Origin of the sequence: Pseudogemmobacter sonorensis (genome assembly GCF_042762395.1) — a bacterium.
In the GTDB taxonomy this organism is placed as follows: domain Bacteria; phylum Pseudomonadota; class Alphaproteobacteria; order Rhodobacterales; family Rhodobacteraceae; genus Pseudogemmobacter; species Pseudogemmobacter sonorensis.
On record NZ_JBEFZE010000004.1, the window covers coordinates 1 to 17,310 of the forward strand.

Annotated in this window: 14 protein-coding genes; 8 read left to right on the forward strand and 6 right to left on the reverse strand. The window is 69.2% G+C overall.

The annotated features are described in order from the left end of the window. The first annotated feature begins 362 nt into the window (after positions 1-362). The 4 genes from ruvC (at position 363) to ruvB (ending at position 3,838) form a co-directional block, all read left to right on the forward strand. Complete coding sequence (ruvC, locus tag ABNX41_RS04190; RefSeq protein ID WP_438668474.1) at positions 363-872, forward strand: crossover junction endodeoxyribonuclease RuvC; 510 nt, start codon at positions 363-365, stop codon at positions 870-872. A gap of 38 nt (positions 873-910) precedes the next feature. Next, positions 911-1,606, forward strand: coding sequence for a Holliday junction branch migration protein RuvA (ruvA, locus tag ABNX41_RS04195; protein WP_438668475.1), 696 nt, complete (start codon positions 911-913; stop codon positions 1,604-1,606). A 96-nt stretch (positions 1,607-1,702) separates the two neighbouring features. Then, positions 1,703-2,626, forward strand: a complete 924-nt coding sequence (gene htpX, locus ABNX41_RS04200) for a zinc metalloprotease HtpX (protein ID WP_438668476.1) — start codon at positions 1,703-1,705, stop codon at positions 2,624-2,626. Between the two features lie 165 nt (positions 2,627-2,791). After that, the gene (gene ruvB, locus ABNX41_RS04205) at positions 2,792-3,838 is read left to right on the forward strand and encodes a Holliday junction branch migration DNA helicase RuvB (protein ID WP_438668477.1); all 1,047 of its coding nucleotides are present in this window, start codon (positions 2,792-2,794) and stop codon (positions 3,836-3,838) included. A gap of 419 nt (positions 3,839-4,257) precedes the next feature. Here the strand turns inward: ruvB and ABNX41_RS04210 are convergent, their stop codons facing one another. The 5 genes from ABNX41_RS04210 to ABNX41_RS04230 form a co-directional block, all read right to left on the reverse strand. Continuing rightward, positions 4,258-5,886, reverse strand: a complete 1,629-nt coding sequence (locus ABNX41_RS04210) for an ABC transporter ATP-binding protein (protein WP_438668478.1) — start codon at positions 5,884-5,886, stop codon at positions 4,258-4,260. Next, a complete protein-coding gene (locus ABNX41_RS04215) occupies positions 5,883-6,839 on the reverse strand; it encodes an ABC transporter permease (protein WP_438668479.1) in 957 nt (318 codons plus the stop codon). The genes ABNX41_RS04210 and ABNX41_RS04215 overlap by 4 nt, the downstream gene beginning before the upstream one ends. 1 nt (position 6,840) lies before the next feature. Beyond that, positions 6,841-7,824, reverse strand: a complete 984-nt coding sequence (locus tag ABNX41_RS04220) for an ABC transporter permease (protein WP_438668480.1) — start codon at positions 7,822-7,824, stop codon at positions 6,841-6,843. Between the two features lie 158 nt (positions 7,825-7,982). After that, a complete protein-coding gene (locus ABNX41_RS04225; RefSeq protein ID WP_438668481.1) occupies positions 7,983-9,563 on the reverse strand; it encodes an ABC transporter substrate-binding protein in 1,581 nt (526 codons plus the stop codon). Between the two features lie 184 nt (positions 9,564-9,747). Further along, entirely contained in the window at positions 9,748-11,079 is a 1,332-nt protein-coding gene (locus ABNX41_RS04230; RefSeq protein WP_438668482.1) for a formimidoylglutamate deiminase, read from the reverse strand. A gap of 135 nt (positions 11,080-11,214) precedes the next feature. On the opposite strand from ABNX41_RS04230, the gene hutI reads away from it, so the two are divergent. From hutI to ABNX41_RS04250, 4 genes are all read left to right on the forward strand, one after another. After that, positions 11,215-12,414 (forward strand): imidazolonepropionase, encoded by a 1,200-nt coding sequence (gene hutI / locus ABNX41_RS04235; protein WP_438668483.1) that lies wholly within the window; start codon positions 11,215-11,217, stop codon positions 12,412-12,414. Continuing rightward, the gene (hutH, locus tag ABNX41_RS04240) at positions 12,414-13,940 is read left to right on the forward strand and encodes a histidine ammonia-lyase (RefSeq protein ID WP_438668680.1); all 1,527 of its coding nucleotides are present in this window, start codon (positions 12,414-12,416) and stop codon (positions 13,938-13,940) included. The genes hutI and hutH overlap by 1 nt, the downstream gene beginning before the upstream one ends. Before the next feature lie 115 nt (positions 13,941-14,055). Then, positions 14,056-15,750 (forward strand): urocanate hydratase, encoded by a 1,695-nt coding sequence (gene hutU / locus ABNX41_RS04245; protein WP_438668484.1) that lies wholly within the window; start codon positions 14,056-14,058, stop codon positions 15,748-15,750. Further along, complete coding sequence (locus tag ABNX41_RS04250) at positions 15,747-16,181, forward strand: HutD/Ves family protein (RefSeq protein WP_438668485.1); 435 nt, start codon at positions 15,747-15,749, stop codon at positions 16,179-16,181. The genes hutU and ABNX41_RS04250 overlap by 4 nt, the downstream gene beginning before the upstream one ends. Here ABNX41_RS04250 and hutC read toward each other — a convergent pair. Further along, positions 16,159-16,935 carry a histidine utilization transcriptional repressor HutC gene (hutC, locus tag ABNX41_RS04255; RefSeq protein WP_438668486.1) on the reverse strand — a complete coding sequence of 259 codons (777 nt, stop codon included), beginning with the start codon at positions 16,933-16,935 and terminating at the stop codon, positions 16,159-16,161. The two genes, ABNX41_RS04250 and hutC, sit on opposite strands and share 23 nt — an antisense overlap. Between the last annotated feature and the right edge of the window lie 375 nt (positions 16,936-17,310).

Genomic DNA, 17,310 nt, shown 5'->3' on the forward strand with positions numbered 1-17,310 from the left:
GCCCCGCTCGGTGATCTGAGCGACCGCGTCACGCTTGAAGTCGTCGCTGAAAAAGCCTGTGCCCATCATGGCCTCCTTGCCTCAAAATTAGCAAAAAAGGCGGCCAAAAAACATGGGGCTATTAAAACAGCTATCCCAGCCAACTAGAATATTGTTCTCACCATGCGGCAATTTGCGCCTATTGTCAGAAGATAATCTCATATTTTCACGACCGGAAGAACATTGCTCCGTGGCCTGCCGTGCTCGAGCGAGTTTTCACACAGCCTCGGCCGCTCCTGCCGGATCCGGCCGGGGCGCGGGTTTCGCGCTTGGCGAATGTTCTCTTTTCGTGCTAGTCATGGAAAAAAGAAAAGGGGCAGGACATGCGGGTGATCGGCATAGACCCGGGGTTGCGCAACCTCGGCTGGGGGGTGATCGACGTCCATGGCGCAAGGATCAGCCATGTCGCGAACGGCATCTGCCATTCCGACAGCGGCACCGATCTGGCGCGCCGCCTGGCCGCGCTTCATGCCCAATTGACAGAGGTTTTCCGCCTTCATGCGCCCGAAGCTGCGGCGGTCGAGCATACTTTCGTGAACAAGGACGCGGTGGCGACGCTGAAGCTGGGCCAGGCGCGGGGGATCGCGCTGCTGGTTCCGGCGCAATTCGGGCTCGAGGTCGGGGAATATGCCCCCAATGCGGTGAAGAAGACCGTGGTCGGCGTGGGCCATGCCGCCAAGGTCCAGATCGACCACATGGTGCGGCTGCATCTGCCGGGCGCGCGGATCGCCGGGGCGGATGCCGCCGATGCGCTTGCCATCGCGATCTGCCACGCCCATCACTGCCAGAGCGCGGGCCGGTTGCAGGACGCGCTGCGGCGGGCGGCTGGCTGAGTGCGGCGGTCGAAGAGGACAACGGGGCGGAGGATGCGATGATCGGGCGGATTGCCGGGCGGCTGGACTGGAAGGGCCTCGACCATGTGCTGATCGACTGTCGCGGCGTGGGCTATATCGTCCATGTCAACGACCGCACGCTGGCGGGCCTGCCCCCGGTGGGCGAGGCGGTGGCGCTTTATACCGACCTTCTGGTGCGCGAGGATCTGCTGCAACTCTTCGGCTTTCCGACGCTGCTGGATAAGGAATGGCACCGGCTTTTGATGACGGTGCAGGGGGTGGGGGCCAAGGCCTCGATGGCGATCCTGGGCGCGCTCGGGGCCGAGGGGGTGGCGCGGGCGATCACGCTGGGGGATGCGCGCGCGGTCCAGGCCGCGCCGGGGGTGGGGCCGAAGCTCGCGCAGCGCATCATTCTGGAACTGAAGGCGCGGGCGCCCGCGGTCATGGCGATGGGGGCGGGCCTTGCCGCCGCCGCGCCCCCCGACGAGGTGATCGAACAGGCGCCGCCGCCCGCCCGCGCGCGCGCCGAAAAGGGCGCCGGAAAGGGGGGCCTCGCGCCCTCGCAGGCGCAGAAGCGCGCGGTGGCTTCGGCGGATGCGCTCTCGGCGCTTCTGAACCTGGGTTACGGCCAGGGCGATGCCGCCGAGGCGGTGGCCCGCGTGGCGGGCGAGCAGCCCGAGGCCGAGACCGCGACCCTGATCCGCCTTTCGCTGAAACTGCTCGCGCCGAGGTGAGGCGGGCCCCTTGTCTGGCGGCCTCCCCCTTGCTTGGCGGCACAGGGCCCACCACATCGCAAGGTGGAATCCGGGAAAGGGAGAACGGGCAGCCAGATGGGCCATATGCGCACTTACGTTCTGATGGCGGCGATGACCGCGCTTTTCATGGGGGTTGGCGCGCTGATCGGCGGCAGCGGCGGCGCGTTGGTCGCGCTGGCGATCGCCGGGGGCATGAACCTCTTCGCCTTCTGGAACTCGGACAAGGCGGTGCTGTCGATGGCGGGCGCGCGTGAGGTCGATGCCCGCACCGCCCCCGATCTGGTCGCCATGGTCCATGATCTGGCCGACCGCGCCGCCATGCCGCGCCCGAAGGTCTATATCATCGAGACCGACCAGCCCAATGCCTTCGCCACCGGCCGCAATCCCGAAAACGCCGCCGTCGCGGCGACCACGGGCCTCTTGCGCAGCCTGTCGCGCGAAGAGATCGCCGGGGTGATGGCGCATGAGCTGGCCCATATCCGCCACCGCGACACGCTGACCATGACGCTGACCGCGACCATGGCGGGGGCGATCACCATGCTGGCGAATTTCGGCCTGTTCTTCGGCGGATCCGGCCGCGACCGGCCCGGCGGGCTGATCGGCACGCTGGCGCTGATGGTGCTGGCGCCGATGGCGGCGGGGATCGTGCAGATGGCGGTCTCGCGCTCGCGCGAATATGAGGCCGACCGGCTGGGCGCCGAGATCTGCGGCCAGCCGGGCTGGCTCGCCTCGGCGCTGACCCGGATCGAGGCCCTGGCGAAGGGCCGGGTGAACCATCAGGCCGAGCGCAACCCCGCCATCGCCCATATGTTCATCATCAATCCCTTGAACGGGCAGGGGGCGGACAACCTGTTCTCGACCCATCCCTCCACCGCGAACCGGGTGGCGGCGCTGATGCGGCTGCAACCGGCGCAGGCGCCGCGGCGGGGGCCGCAACCGGCGGCGGGGCGCAGCAGCATCCCGCGCAGCGGCCGGACCTCGGGCCGCGGACCGTGGTAGGCTGATCCTGGCAGGCGGGTTCCGGTAGGCGGGTTCCGGTCACGGGGCCGATTTGGACGCTTCGGGGCGGCGCGCGGCCCGTCTCGGCGGCCCCTTGAACCTTCGTCCAAGGGGCCGCCGCAACGGCGCTTGCAAAGCGGGCCGCGTTCGGGGATTGTTCCGGCCATGATCCAGCCCGACCCCTCGCCCCGGCCCGATGCCTCTCTGAGGCCCGAGCGCCAGCCCGAAGATGCCGACCGCGCGCTGCGCCCGCAGGCGCTTGAGGATTTCGTGGGCCAGGCCGAGGCCCGCGCCAATCTGCGCGTCTTCATCGAGGCGGCGCGGATGCGGGGCGAGGCGATGGACCACACCCTGTTCCACGGCCCTCCCGGGCTGGGCAAGACCACGCTGGCCCAGATCATGTCGCGTGAATTGGGGGTGGGGTTTCGCATGACCTCGGGCCCGGTGCTGGCGCGCCCTGGCGATCTGGCGGCGATCCTGACCAACCTTGAGCCGCGCGACGTGTTGTTCATCGACGAGATCCACCGTCTTTCGCCGGTGGTGGAGGAAGTGCTCTACCCCGCGATGGAGGATTTCGCGCTGGATCTGGTGATCGGCGAGGGGCCGGCCGCGCGCACTGTCAGGATCGACCTTCAGCCCTTCACGCTCGTCGGCGCCACCACCAGGCTGGGCCTGCTGACCACGCCGCTGCGCGACCGTTTCGGCATCCCGACCCGGCTGCAATTCTACACCGAGGACGAGCTGTTCCTGATCGTCTCGCGCGGCGCGCGCCTCTTGGGGGTCGAGGCCGACGAGCCCGGTTGCCGCGAGATCGCCCGCCGCGCGCGTGGCACGCCCCGCATCGCCGGGCGGCTCTTGCGCCGGGTGGTCGATTTCGCCCAGGTCGAGACCGGGGGCAGGATCTCGCGTCAGCTTGCCGACCGCGCGCTGACCCGGCTGGGGGTGGACGGGCTGGGCCTCGACGGCGCCGACCGGCGCTATCTGACGCTGGTGGCCGAGAATTACGCCGGGGGGCCGGTGGGGGTCGAGACCATCGCTGCCGCCCTTTCCGAGCCGCGCGACGCCATCGAGGAGGTGATCGAGCCCTATCTGCTGCAACAGGGGCTGATCCAGCGCACCCCGCGCGGGCGGATGCTGGGGATGAAGGCCTGGCGCCATCTTGGCCTTACGCCCCCGCGCGCGCCCGGGCAGGACGATCTTTTCGCGGGCTGAGCGGGCGCGCGGGCCCTCTGGACGGCCCGCTTTTCACTGCCCCCCGGCTGGGTTGCACGGGCGCAAGGCCTCGGTGCCGGAAGAACCGGGCGCGGGAAGAACCGACAGGCGGGGCGGGCCTTGACAGGAGAAGGCCAGGGATTTTGCCGTCCTCAGCCTCAGCCTCAGCCTCAGCCTCAGCCTCAGCCTCAGCCTCAGCCTCAGCCTCAGCCTCAGCCGGGAGGCGGGGCGCGATGCGTCAGGCTGACCGGGCGGGGCGAAACGCCGCCACCGTCATGCGCCGGAGCCATGCGGAAAGGGCAGGATCCCGCATCTCGGGCAAGAGGCCCGCCCGATGCATCGACCGTCAGGGCATCGACGGCCAGAGCAATGCCGGAAGGGCAGGGGTCACGATCCCCGCCCCGCCGAAGGTTCCCGCATCAGGCGATTTCGGCCAGATCGGGCACGGCGTCGAGCAGCATCCTGGTGTAATCGGCCTGCGGGCGGTCGAAGACCTCGTCCACCGGGCCCGATTCCACCAGCCTGCCCCGATGCAGCACGCCCACATCGTTCGCCATCTGCCGGATCACCGCCAGATTGTGGCTGATCAGCAGATAGGTCAGGCCGAATTCCGCCTGCAATTCCGCCATCAGATCCAGCACCTGTGCCTGGACCGAGACATCTAGCGCCGAGGTTGGCTCGTCGCAGACGATGAACTCCGGCTGGCTCGACAGGGCGCGGGCGATGGCGATGCGCTGGCGCTGGCCGCCCGAGAATTCATGCGGGAACTTGCGCATGACGATGGGGTCGAGCCGCACCTTGCGCAAGAGATCGGCCACGCGGTCCTCGACCTCGGCGCCTTTCGCCAGGCCCAGCACCCGGATCGGCTCGGCGATGATGGAGCCGACGCGCCAGCGCGGGTTGAGGCTGGCATAGGGGTCCTGGAAGATCATCTGCACCGCGCGGCTGCGGGCGCGTTGCGCGGCGCTGACCGCCCAGACATTCATGTCCTTCACCGTCACCCGGCCCGCCGTCGGCCGGATCAGCCCGGCGATCATCCGCGCGCAGGTCGATTTGCCCGAACCGCTTTCGCCGACCAGGCCGTATGTCTCGCCCTTGCGGATGCGGAACGAGACGTCGTCGACGGCATGGACCAGCCGGGCCTCGCGCCCCAGCATCCGGTCGAGGATCGAGCGGGTGCTGCCGAAATCCTTGACCAGCCCCTCGACCCTGACGAAGGCCTCGCCCCCGCTATCGGCGACCGGCGCGCCGTCCTTGCGCGCGATGGTCGGGATCGAGGCGATCAGCTTGATCGTATAGGGCTCGCGCGGCGCGCGGATGACCTGGGCGACCGGGCCGGTCTCGACCACCTTGCCCGCGTTCATCACCATGATCCGGTCGGCGATCTGCGCGATCACCCCCATGTCGTGGGTGATCAGCATGACGGCGGTGCCGCGCCGCTTGCACAGGTCCTTCAGCACCTTGATGATCTGCGCCTGGACCGAGACGTCGAGCGCCGAGGTCGGCTCGTCGGCGATGACCAGCTCGGGGTCGGCGGCGATGGCCAGCGCGATGACCACCCGCTGCCGCATCCCGCCGGAAAACTGGTGCGGATAGGCGTGGATGCGGGCGCGCGCCTGCGGGATCCCGGCCTCTTCCAGAAGTGAGACGGCGCGCTCCAGCGCCTGGTCCTCGGTCAGGTCCATATGCTGGCGGATGGTCTCGACCAGTTGCTGGCCGATGGTGAACAGCGGGTTCAGCGAGGTCAGCGGATCCTGCATCACCATGCCGATCCTCTTGCCGCGCAGCGCCTGCAATTCGGGGCCGGGCAGGTCGTCGATCCTTTTGCCGTCCAGCATGACCTGGCCCGAGGTGATGCGGCCGGGCGGCTCCAGAAGGCCGATCACGGCGGCGCCGGTCATGGATTTTCCGGCGCCGGATTCGCCCACCACGCCCAGCACCTCGCCGGGGGCGATGTCGAAGCTGACCCCGTCGAGCGCGCGGAAATTCCCCCGCCGCAGCGGGAAATCGACCACCAGGTCGCGAACGGAAAGCACGGGATGGGTCATTTGCGCAGCCTCGGGTTCAGGGCGTCGCGCAGCCAGTCGCCCAGAAGGTTGACCGACAGGGCAAGCAGGATGAGCATGAGCGCGGGGAAGGCCAGGATCCACCATTCGCCCGAAAACAGGAAACGCTGGCCGATGCGGATCAGCGTGCCAAGGCTGGGCTGGGTCGGCGGCACGCCGACGCCCAGGAAGGACAGCGTGGCCTCCTCGATGATCGCCAGCGCCAGGCTGATCGTGGCGATGACCAGCACCGGCCCCAGCACGTTCGGCAGCACATGGCGGATCACGATGGCCAGCGGATGCCGCCCCAGAAGCCGCGCGGCCGAGACGTAGTCCTTGTTGCGCTCGACCATGGTGGTGCCGCGCACGGTGCGGGCGAATTGCGCCCAGTTCGACAGGCCGATGGCCAGGATCAGCACCCAGACCGCGGTGCGTTCCTGCTGGTTGGCGGGGATCAGCCCCTGCGCCACGCCGAAGATCAGAAGCGCGATCAGGATCGCCGGGAAGGAAAGCTGCACATCGGCCACCCGCATGATCACCGCGTCCAAGAGCCCGCCGCGATAGCCCGCCGCCAGCCCGAGCGCGATGCCCAGCGTCATGGCGAACAGCGTTGCCGAGAAGCCGACGAAAAGCGACACGCGAGAGCCATACATGATCGTCGACAGCAGGTCGCGGCCCTGGTCGTCGGTGCCCAGCAGATAGGTGTTGCCGGAAAAGCTTTCGCCGCCCGGCGGGGTGAAGCCGTCCATTAGCACGATCGTCGCCGGGTTGAACGGGGTATGCGGCGCCAGGACCGGGGCCAGCACCGCCATCAGGATCAGCACCACCGCCACCACCGAGGCGACCACCGTCACCGGCGAGCGGCTGTAGGAAAACCAGATGTCGCTGTCGAAGACCCGTTGCGCGAAGGTCTTGGGCGGGGTCGCCGGGGCGATCGGGCCAGTCGGTTCGCTCATCTCAATGGCCCCCGCTGCGGCCGTCCGCGCGCAGGCGCGGATCGACAAGGTAGTAAAGCACATCGACCACAAGGTTGATGACGACGAAGACGAAGGCGATGAACATCAGATAGGTCGCCATCACCGGCACATCCACCGCCTGCACCGAATTGATGAACAGCGACCCCACCCCCGGCCATTGGAAGACGGTTTCGGTCACGATGGCGAAGGCGATGACCGAGCCGAGCTGCAACCCGGTGATGGTGATCACCGGCACCAGCGTGTTCTTCAGCGCATGGCGGAAGTTGATGATCCGGTCGGGCAGGCCGCGGGCGCGGGCGAAGCGGATGTAGTCGCTGCGCAGGACCTCCATCATCTCGGCCCGCACCAGGCGCATGATCAGCGTCATCTGGAACAGCGAGAGCGTGATCGCGGGCAGGATCAACGAGCGCAGCCCGCTTTCGGTCAGAAAGCCGGTGCGCCACCAGCCCAGGCTGACCGTGGCGCCCCGCCCGTTCGAGGGCAGCCACTGCAACTCGACCGCGAAGACATAGATCAGCCCGATGCCGATCAGGAAGGTCGGCAGCGAGACGCCAACCAGCGAAAGCGTCATGACGACCCCCGACAGGAAGGAACGCGACTTCAGCGCGGTGAAGATCCCCATCAGCACACCCACGACCAGCGCCAGCGTGGCCGAAACCACCGCAAGCTCCAGCGTGGCGGGCAGGCGTTCGGCGATCAGCCGCAGCACCGGCTGTTGCAGCCGGTAGGAGATCCCGAACTCGCCCCGCAGCGCATTGCTCAGGAAGGTCCAGAACTGGACGTAGAAAGGGTCGTTCAGACCCAGCCGCTCGCGCATGATCTCCTGGTCTTCCAGCCGGGTGTCCACGCCGACCATCGAGACGATGGGGTCGCCGACATAGCGAAAGATCAGAAAGGCGATCAGCGCCACCACCAGCATCACGACAACGGACTGGAGAAGGCGCCTGAGAATGAAGGCTAGCATGGGTCTGTCCCTCGTGGATCCGCCGGATGGGGCCCCTTCTGGCGGAGGCGCCGCATGGCGGTGGCGGTCGGCCCGATCCGTTTCGAAAGGGCCGGGGTCGGATGGCAAAAGGCCTGCCGCCCCGGGGCGGGCGACAGGCCGGATCGCAGGACGCGCGCTTACTCGGCGAGCGAGACGTTTTGCATCAGCGGCTGGTCCTCGGGGTGGACCTCGATGTCGAACCGCTTGCTGGTCGCATAGGCGAGCTGCTGGTTGTGGATCGGCAGCAGCACGCGGTCGGCCTGCACCACCGCCCAGATCTCGGCGATGGTGGCGTTGCGGGCGTCGAGATCGACCTCGGTCTCCAGCGACCGGATCAGGGCGTCCAGCTCCGGGTTGGAATAGAGGCCGCCGTTGTAGGCACCGTAGGCCCCGTCCTTGGTATGGACCAGATCGTTGAAGATATAGGCGGAATCGAAGGTCGGCACGCCCCAGCCCAGCAGGTAGAAATCGGTCTCGTTCGAGGTGACCAGCGGCGAATGCTGCGCCACCGGGCGCGAGGCCAGGGTCACCTGCACGCCGATCCGGGCCAGCATGCCGACCACCGCCTGCGAGATCGCCTCGTCGTTGACATAGCGGTTGTTCGGCGTGTCGAGCGTGACGGTGAAGCCGTCGGGATAGCCCGCCTCGGCCAGAAGGGCCTTGGCGCGGTCGATGTCGACGGCGGGATAGGCGTCAAGCTCTTCGGTCCAGCCGTTCACGAAGGGCGGCATGGCGACGCCCGCCGGGAAGGAATTGCCGCGCATCACCACGCGCTGGATCGCCTCGCGGTCGACGGCCAGATGGATCGCCTCGCGCACCAGCGGATTGTCGAACGGATTGGAATCGGTGACGTTCGACGATTTCAGCGGCGCCTCGCCAAAGCGGTAGCCGAAGTAGATGATGCGGTTTTCCGGGCCGGTGGTGATGGTCACGCCGTCGCTGGTGCGCAGCCGCTCGATATCGGCGACCGGCACGTCCTGCACGAAATCGACTTCGCCCGACAGCAGCGCCGCTACCCGGGTCGCGGCTTCGGCGATGGGGGTGTAGACGATCTCGGTCACGGCGGGCTGATCGGCCCAGTGGCCCTCGTTCCAGGTCAGGACCGAGCGCACGTCGACTTCGCGCTCGGACAGCACATAGGGGCCGGTGCCGTTGGTGTTGCGCACGGCGTAATTGTCCTCGCCCGCCGCGTAATCCTGCACTTCGACGACATTGTTCGCGACCGACCATTCCTCATCCATGATGAAGGTGTTGGTCAGGTTGTTGGGATAAAGCGGCGCCGGGCCGATCATGTGGATCTCGACCGTATGGTCGTCGACCGCGATCACCTCGGCCACGCCCGCGTGAAGCTGGCGCATGTTCGAGGTTTCCGAGCGGGCGCGGTCCAGCGAGAACACCACGTCCGAGGCGGTGAAGGGCGCGCCGTCGTGGAAGGTCACGCCTTCGCGCAGCTTGAAGACCCAGACATTGGGCGCGCCGTCCTTGATGTGCCATTCGGTGGCCAGGCGCGGCGAGAGGCTGCCGTCGACCTCGCGCTCGACCAGGGTCTCGTAGATGTGGTGCAGGAAATTGTGGTTGGTGCCCAGGTTCTGGGAATGCGGGTCGAGCGTGGTCGCATCCGCGGCCTTGGCCCAACGCAGGGTTTCGGCCCCGGCGGTGCCCGCCAGAACGCTGGTGGAAAGCAGGGCCGCCCACATGACGCCGGTGCGATGTCGCATTTCAAACCTCCTAGCAATGTTTCGTGATCCGGCGGGAATCCCCACCGTGGATTGTCCGTTACATTGGAGGGAGTTTGGGCCGAGCGCAACCAGGGCCATGCGCCCGGCGCGGTTGACCCTGCGGAAGCGGCCCCGGCCATGGCGCGCGGCCTGTCCGTCGGGGCGCAAGCGGGCGCGGGTGGCGTCACGCCAGTCGGCGCAGGACCCGGGCCGCCGCGGCCTCGATGCGCGCGCGGTGGCGATGGCGTCCCTCCTGCACGAGATGCACGCCATGGGCCCAGGTGTCGCGGACCTTCAGGTCGCGGCCGAAGATCCAGCGGTCGAGGATCCGGTCGTCCGCCAGGTCCAGCTCCATCGGATCCCAAAGCGCCACCAGATCGGCGGGCGCGCCCGCCGCGATCCCGGGCGCGGGCGCGCCAAGCGCCTGTGCGCCCCCCCGCAGCGCCGCGCCGAACAGTGCCGCGCCCGTCGATCCGCCGGGGGTCATCACATTGCGGGCGCGCTGGCCGAGGCGCTGCGAATATTCAAGCTGCTTCAGCTCGCCCGCTACGGTGATCTCGACATTGCTGTCGGTGCCGATGCCGTAGACGCCGCCCGCGGCGAGGAAATCCGCGCCTGGGAAGATGCCGTCGCCCAGATTGGCCTCGGTCAGCGGGCAGAGCCCGACCACCGCCCCGGACGATGCGATCCCGCGCACCTCATCCGCCGTCAGGTGAGTCGCATGGATCAGGCAGCACGACGGCCCGAGCGGCATGTTCGCGGCCAGATATTCCACCGGACGCGCGCCGCAGAAGGCCAGGCAATCCTCGACCTCCTTCACCTGTTCGGCGATATGGATGTGGAAGGGGCGCCCGGGGAAATCGCGCCGCAACCGGTCGATCTCGGCCATCGTCGCGGCGCGCAGGCTGTGGGGGGCAAGACCCACGCGGTCCTGCGGCCGGGCCATGCGGTCGCAGGCCTCGACCAGCCGGGCGAAGGCGTCGTAGTCATGGGTGAAACGGCGCTGCCCCTCGCCCGGGGGCGTCGGGCCGAAGCCGCCATGGGCGTAGAAGACCGGCAGATGGGTGAGCGCGATCCCGCTGTCCGAGGCCGCCGCGAAGATCCGCGCCGACATTTCGGCGGGATCGGCATGGGGACGGCCATCGGGAGCGTGGTGAAGGTAGTGGAACTCGCCCAGCCGGGTGAAGCCCGCCTCCAGCATCTCGATGCAGGCCAGCGCGGCGATGGCCTGCATCTGGTCCGGCGTCAGGCCAAGGGCGAAGCGATACATCACCTCGCGCCAGGTCCAGAAACTGTCCCGCCCCGGCCCGCGCGATTCGGTCAGTCCCGAAAAGCCGCGCTGAAAGGCGTGGCTGTGCAGGTTGCTCATGCCGGGCAGCAGGATTTCGGCGCGGTGGTCCCCGGCCCGGGGCGCCGCGCCCGCCGAAAGCGCGCCGATCCGCCCGCCCTCCAGCGTGAGCCGGACATCCCGGGCCCAGCCCTCGGCCAGCAGCGCGGTTTTCGCATGGATCGCCATTCAAGCCTCCTGCCGATGGTCGGGAGAAATCACTTCCCATGATGCCTCATTATGTATATACATATTTGACGAGGATGGGAAGTGCCAACCGCCCGCGAAAGGCGGTGGCGCCGCCCCGGCTGGAAGAGAGGGCGCATGCCGACGACGCTTTACACCAATGTTCGCATCGTCACCTGCGACGGGGGCGTCGAGAGCGAGCCCCGGCCCGGCGCGCTTGAGGTCGAGACCCGGGGCGGCCGAATCACCGCCCTCGGCCCCCGGCTGCCGCGGGACGGGGCACGGATCGTCGATTGCGGCGGGCGGCTGATGACGCCCGCGCCGATCGACTGCCACACCCATCTGGTCTTCGGCGGCGACCGCGCCGACGAATTCGAGATGCGGCTGGACGGCATCGCCTATGAAGAGATCGCGCGGCGGGGCGGCGGCATCCGGGCCTCGGTCGCGGCGACGCGGGCGCTGTCGGTCGAGGAACTGGCGGCGGCGGCGCTGCCGCGCCTCGACCATCTGCTGGCCGAGGGGGTGACAACGGTCGAGATCAAATCCGGCTACGGGCTGGCGGTCGAGGCCGAGCTGAACATGCTGCGCGCCGCCCGTCGCCTGGCGCAGATCCGCCCGGTGCGGGTCAAGACCACCTGGCTGGCCGCCCATGCGGTGGCGCCCGAATATGCCGGTCGCGCCGATGACTATCTTCGCGAGGTCGCGATCCGGGGGCTGGAGGCCGCCCATGCCGAGGGGCTGGTGGATGCGGTCGATGCCTTTTGCGAGGGGATCGCCTTCACCCCCGCCCAGCTGGCGCCGCTGTTCGCGCGCGCCCGCGCCCTGGGCCTGCCGGTGAAGATCCATTCCGAACAGCTTTCGCACCTGGGCGGCACCGCCTTCGCCGCCCGCCATGGCGCGCTCTCCGCCGACCATCTGGAACATGCGACCGAGGCCGATGCCGCGCTGATGGCGGCCTCGGGCACCGTCGCCACGCTGCTGCCCGGGGCCTTCTACATGCTGCGCGAAAAGGTGGTGCCGCCGGTCCGGGCCTTCCGCGCCCATGGCGTGCCGATGGCGCTGTCGACCGATTGCAATCCCGGCACCTCGCCGCTGACCTCGATCCTCATGGCGATGAACATGGGCGCGACGCTCTTCGGCCTGACGGTGGCCGAATGCCTGCTGGCGGTCACCGCCCATGCCGCCCGCGCCCTTGGCCTGCAGGACGAGACCGGCCGGATCGCGCCCGGCCTTTCGGCGGATCTGGCGCTGTGGGACGCCGAAAGGCCGGCGCAGCTTGTGGCGCGGATCGGCTTCAATCCGCTTCACGCCCGCATTTTCAACGGAGAATGGCAATGATCGAAACGCTTGTCCCGGGCCGGGTGCCGCTGTCGCTTCTGCGCCGGATCTGGTGGGAGGGGATCGCCCCCGCGCTGGACCCCTCGGCCGATGCGGGCATCGCGCGTTCGGCCGCGCGCATCGCCGAGGTGGCGGCGGGGATGCAGGCGGTCTACGGCGTCAATACCGGCTTCGGCAAGCTGGCCTCGATCCGCATTCCGGCGGGGGATGTGGCGACGCTGCAAAGGAACCTGATCCTTTCGCATTGCTGCGGCGTCGGCGCGGCCCTGCCCGCGCCGGTGGTGCGGCTGGTCATGACGCTGAAGCTGATGTCGCTGGGGCGCGGCGCCTCGGGCACGCGGCCCGAGGTGGTGGCGCTGCTTGGCGCCATGCTGGCCGGGGGGGTGATCCCGGTGATCCCCGAAAAGGGCTCGGTCGGGGCCTCGGGCGATCTGGCGCCGCTGGCGCATATGGCCGCGGTGATGATCGGCGAGGGCGAGGCCTTCCACGGCGAGGCGCGGCTTCCGGGGCGCGAGGCGCTGGCGCGGGCGGGCCTGGCGCCGGTCACGCTGGCCGCCAAGGAGGGGCTGGCGCTGATCAACGGCACCCAGGTCTCGACCGCGCTGGCGCTGGCGGGGCTGTTCCGGGCCGAGCGCGCGCTTCGCGCGGCCATCGTCACCGGCGCGCTGTCGGCCGATGCCGCCATGGGCTCCACCGCGCCTTTCGCGGCCGAGATCCACGACTTGCGCGGCCATCAAGGCCAGATCGACGTGGCGCGCGCCTTGCGCGCCCTGCTGGAGGGCAGCCAGATCCGGCAAAGCCATGTCGAGGGCGACGAGCGCGTGCAGGATCCCTATTGCATCCGCTGCCATCCGCAGGTGACGGGCGCGGCGCTCGACATCCTGCGCCAAAGCGCCCGCACGCTGGAGATCGAGGCCAATGCCGCCACCGACAACCCGCTGATCCTGTCGGACGGCTCGGTGGTGTCGGGCGGCAATTTCCACGCCGAGCCGGTGGCCTTCGCCGCCGATGTGATCGCGCTTGCCGTCGCCGAGATCGGCGCAATCGCGCAGCGCCGGGTGGCGCTTCTGGTCGATCCGGCCCTGTCCTACGGCCTGCCCGGCTTTCTCAGCCCCAGGCCGGGCCTGAATTCGGGCATGATGATCGCCGAGGTGACCGCCGCCGCCTTGATGAGCGAGAACAAGCAGATGGCGCATCCGGCCAGCGTGGATTCCACCCCCACCTCTGCCAATCAGGAGGATCACGTCTCGATGGCCTGCCACGGCGCGCGCCGCCTTCTGGCGATGACGCAGAACCTTTACGGGATCCTGGGCGTCGAGGCGATGATCGCCGCGCAGGGCGTTCATCTGCGCGGCCCGCTGAAATCCTCGCCCCGGCTGGAGGCCGCCATCGGGGCGATCCGCGCCCGCATCCCCGCGCTGGACGGCGACCGCTTCATGGGCGGCGATATGGAGGCCGCGGGGGCGCTGATCGAAACCGGCGCGCTGGAGATCGCGGGCGCGGAGCTGCTGCCGGAGCTGGGCTGATGGCGCCCGCGCCTGTCGCCTCGCGCCCCGCCGGGGCCGCCCGCCACCCCCGTCAGAACTGTCCCCGCGCGGGCAGCAACCACGCCGCGCCCCGCAACATGCCGAGAGGTTTCCAATGGTCATGACCCGCCACAACATCCGCGACATCTACCCGCCCACCGGGCCGGAGATCAGTTGCAAGACCTGGGGCGCCGAGGCCGCGCTTCGGATGCTGATGAACAACCTTCACCCCGACGTGGCCGAGAATCCGCATGAGCTGGTGGTCTATGGCGGCATCGGCCGCGCCGCCCGCTCGTGGGAGGATTTCGACCTGATCACCGAGGCTTTGCGCGATCTGGAACCCGACGAGACGCTGCTGGTCCAGTCCGGCAAGCCGGTTTCCATCGTGCGCACCCATGCGGACGCGCCCCGCGTGCTGATCGCCAATTCCAACCTCGTCCCCCGCTGGGCGACATGGGAGCATTTCAACGCCCTCGATAAGAAGGGCCTGATGATGTATGGCCAGATGACCGCCGGGTCCTGGATCTATATCGGCGCGCAGGGCATCGTTCAGGGCACCTATGAGACCTTCGCCGAACTGGGCCGCCAGCATCACGGTGGCGATCTGACCGGCAAATGGGTGCTGACCGGCGGGCTTGGCGGCATGGGCGGGGCGCAGCCGCTGGCGGCGGTCTTCGCCGGGGCGTCCTGCCTCGCCGTCGAGGTGGACGAGACCCGGATCGACTTCCGCATCCGCACGAAATACCTGGATGCGAAAGCGCGCACGCTCGACGAGGCGCTGGCGCTGATCGCGGAATGGACGGCGAAGGGCGAGGCGAAATCGGTCGGCCTTCTGGGCAATGCGAGCGAGATCTTCCCTGAACTGCTGCGCCGCAAACTGGCGGGCGAGGCGCTGCCGAACAATGGCCCGGATATCGTGACCGACCAGACCTCGGCGCATGATCCGGTGCATGGCTATTGCCCGGCGGGCTGGACGGTGGGCGAATGGCGGGCGCGCCAGGAAATCGATCCGGCGGCGGTGGAGCGTGCCGCGCGGGCCTCGATGCGCGCCCATGTCGAGGCCATGGTCGGCTTCCACGACGCGGGCGTGCCCACGGTCGATTACGGCAACAATATCCGCCAGATGGCGCAGGAAGAGGGGTTCGAACGCGCCTTCGCCTTCCCCGGCTTCGTCCCCGCCTGCATCCGGCCTTTGTTTTGCCAGGGTATCGGCCCCTTCCGCTGGGCCGCCCTGTCGGGCGACCCGGAAGACATCGCCAAGACCGACGCCGCGATGAAACGCCTCTTCCCCGAGAACCGGCACCTGCACCGCTGGCTCGACATGGCGGCCGAGCGGATCGCCTTCCAGGGCCTTCCCGCGCGGATCTGCTGGATCGGTCTCGGCGACCGTCACCGCGCCGGGCTGATGTTCAACGAGATGGTCGCCTCGGGCGAGCTGAAGGCCCCCATCGTGATCGGCCGCGACCATCTCGACAGCGGCTCGGTCGCCAGCCCCAACCGCGAGACCGAGGGCATGATCGACGGCTCGGACGCGGTATCCGACTGGCCGCTCCTGAATGCGCTGACCAATACCGCCTCGGGCGCGACCTGGGTGTCGATCCATCACGGCGGCGGCGTCGGCATGGGCTTTTCGCAGCATGCGGGGGTGGTGATCGTGGCGGACGGCACGCCCGAGGCCGCGCGGCGGCTGGAGCGGGTGTTGTGGAACGACCCCGCCTCCGGCGTGATGCGCCATGCCGATGCGGGCTACCCGCTGGCGAGGGATTGCGCGCGCCTGCACGGGCTGCGCCTGCCCGGCATCCTGAAGTGACAGGGGTCTACCCGGTCCGGGGCCGGGTGTTCCGGCCCTGGAAGAACGGCGGCGGCGAGACGGCGGAGATCGCCGTCTCGCCCGCGGGCACCGGCTTCGATGGCTTCGACTGGCGCGTCTCGACCGCCTGGGTCGCCTCGGACGGGCCGTTTTCCAGCTTCCCGGGCATCGACCGCGTTCTGACCGTGATCGAGGGCGGTCCGATGGTCCTGGAGATCGACGCGAGCCGCATCACGCTCGACGCGGGCAGCCCACCGCTGGCCTTTGCGGGCGAGGCGCCGGTCATGGCGCTGCTCACCGGCCCGCCGCTGCTCGATTTCAACGTGATGTGCCGCAGGCCGATGCGCGCCCGGGTCGAAAAGGGCCCGTTGCGCCCGGATCATGCCGCGCGGCTGATCGGGGCCGAGGTCATCGCGGCGGGCTTTGGCTGAGGGGGGGCGCATCCTCGCCGCGCGGTTCGAACTGCGCGAGAAGCTGGTGGCGGGTGCCGGGATAGGTCTGGCGCACCACCGTCACCCACTGGCCCGAGATTTCGGTGCGCCGGGTCAGCTCAAGACAGGCCTCGCCGCTTGCCAGCCCGAGATCGCGGGCCACCCCCTCGGGCGCGTTCACCGCGCGGATCCGGTTCTCGGCCGAGGTCCAGGGGATCTGTCGGCGCAGCCAGTGGCCCGGCGCCTCCTGCGCGAAGTCCTGCTCCAGCGCGGCGGGGGCGGCGGCGGGGTTGATGATCCGCTCTTCCAGGCAAAACGGCTGGTCGTCCGCGAAATGCAGGCCGCGCAGGGCCAGCACATCCGCCAGAACGCCCGCCTGCGCGCCCTGGATCCGCGCCTCGCGGATGTCGTCGGCCAGGGGCGGCCGCAGGGCGCGCGAGATCAGGCGGAAGCGCCAGGCCAGGCCGAGCGCCCGCACCTCGGCCTCGACATCGGTGATCTCCATGACCGCGGATTGCGCGCGCGGCTGCGCGACGAAAGTGCCCAGCCTGCGGCGGCGGACCAGATAGCCCTCGCGCGTCAACTGGGTCAGCACCTTGTTCATCGTCATGCGCGAGACGCCATGGCTCTCGGCCAGGTCGGTCTCGAACGGCAGGCGCGCGCCCGGCGGCCATTCCTGGCGGGTGATGCGGTCGCGCAGATCGGCCAGGATGCGGTCGTGGTGGGTGCCCGGCGCGGGCGGAGGGGTGGACATGCTGGCTTCCCGCGATGCGTTGCCGGGGATGTTACGGAAACGGCAGGGAAAGGTCCACCGGCGCGCCGGGTGGCCAGGATCGGGCCGCGCTGGCGAGGGGGCCGGGCCGGGGCGCCCGTGTGATCCGGCCGTGTGATCCGGCCCGTGTGATCCGGCCCGTGTGATCTGGCCCGCGTGATCTGGCCCGCGCGGTTCGACCGGGCGCCGACCGCTTGGGGTCCCGGCCCGTGTAATCCGGCCCGCCGCCACCCTCGGGGCGTGTCGGCCTCCGCAGGGCGCGCCGGGAAGGACCGTCATGAAAGCGATGATTTCGCCCCGCTTCGGCCACAATCCTGCGCCATGAACGCATTATCGCCAGCCGCGGGGACAGTCGCA

What these genes read in the sequence shown, in the direction of transcription:
- ABNX41_RS04230 (WP_438668482.1), bottom strand. Translation starts at nt 11,079, where the DNA reads ATGGCGATCCATGCGAAAACCGCGCTGCTGGCCGAGGGCTGGGCCCGG.
- hutU (WP_438668484.1), top strand. Translation starts at nt 14,056, where the DNA reads ATGGTCATGACCCGCCACAACATCCGCGACATCTACCCGCCCACCGGG.
- hutC (WP_438668486.1), bottom strand. Translation starts at nt 16,935, where the DNA reads ATGTCCACCCCTCCGCCCGCGCCGGGCACCCACCACGACCGCATCCTG.
- ABNX41_RS04220 (WP_438668480.1), bottom strand. Translation starts at nt 7,824, where the DNA reads ATGCTAGCCTTCATTCTCAGGCGCCTTCTCCAGTCCGTTGTCGTGATG.
- ABNX41_RS04215 (WP_438668479.1), bottom strand. Translation starts at nt 6,839, where the DNA reads ATGAGCGAACCGACTGGCCCGATCGCCCCGGCGACCCCGCCCAAGACC.
- ABNX41_RS04225 (WP_438668481.1), bottom strand. Translation starts at nt 9,563, where the DNA reads ATGCGACATCGCACCGGCGTCATGTGGGCGGCCCTGCTTTCCACCAGC.
- ruvB (WP_438668477.1), top strand. Translation starts at nt 2,792, where the DNA reads ATGATCCAGCCCGACCCCTCGCCCCGGCCCGATGCCTCTCTGAGGCCC.
- htpX (WP_438668476.1), top strand. Translation starts at nt 1,703, where the DNA reads ATGGGCCATATGCGCACTTACGTTCTGATGGCGGCGATGACCGCGCTT.
- ABNX41_RS04210 (WP_438668478.1), bottom strand. Translation starts at nt 5,886, where the DNA reads ATGACCCATCCCGTGCTTTCCGTTCGCGACCTGGTGGTCGATTTCCCG.
- hutI (WP_438668483.1), top strand. Translation starts at nt 11,215, where the DNA reads ATGCCGACGACGCTTTACACCAATGTTCGCATCGTCACCTGCGACGGG.
- ruvC (WP_438668474.1), top strand. Translation starts at nt 363, where the DNA reads ATGCGGGTGATCGGCATAGACCCGGGGTTGCGCAACCTCGGCTGGGGG.
- ruvA (WP_438668475.1), top strand. Translation starts at nt 911, where the DNA reads ATGATCGGGCGGATTGCCGGGCGGCTGGACTGGAAGGGCCTCGACCAT.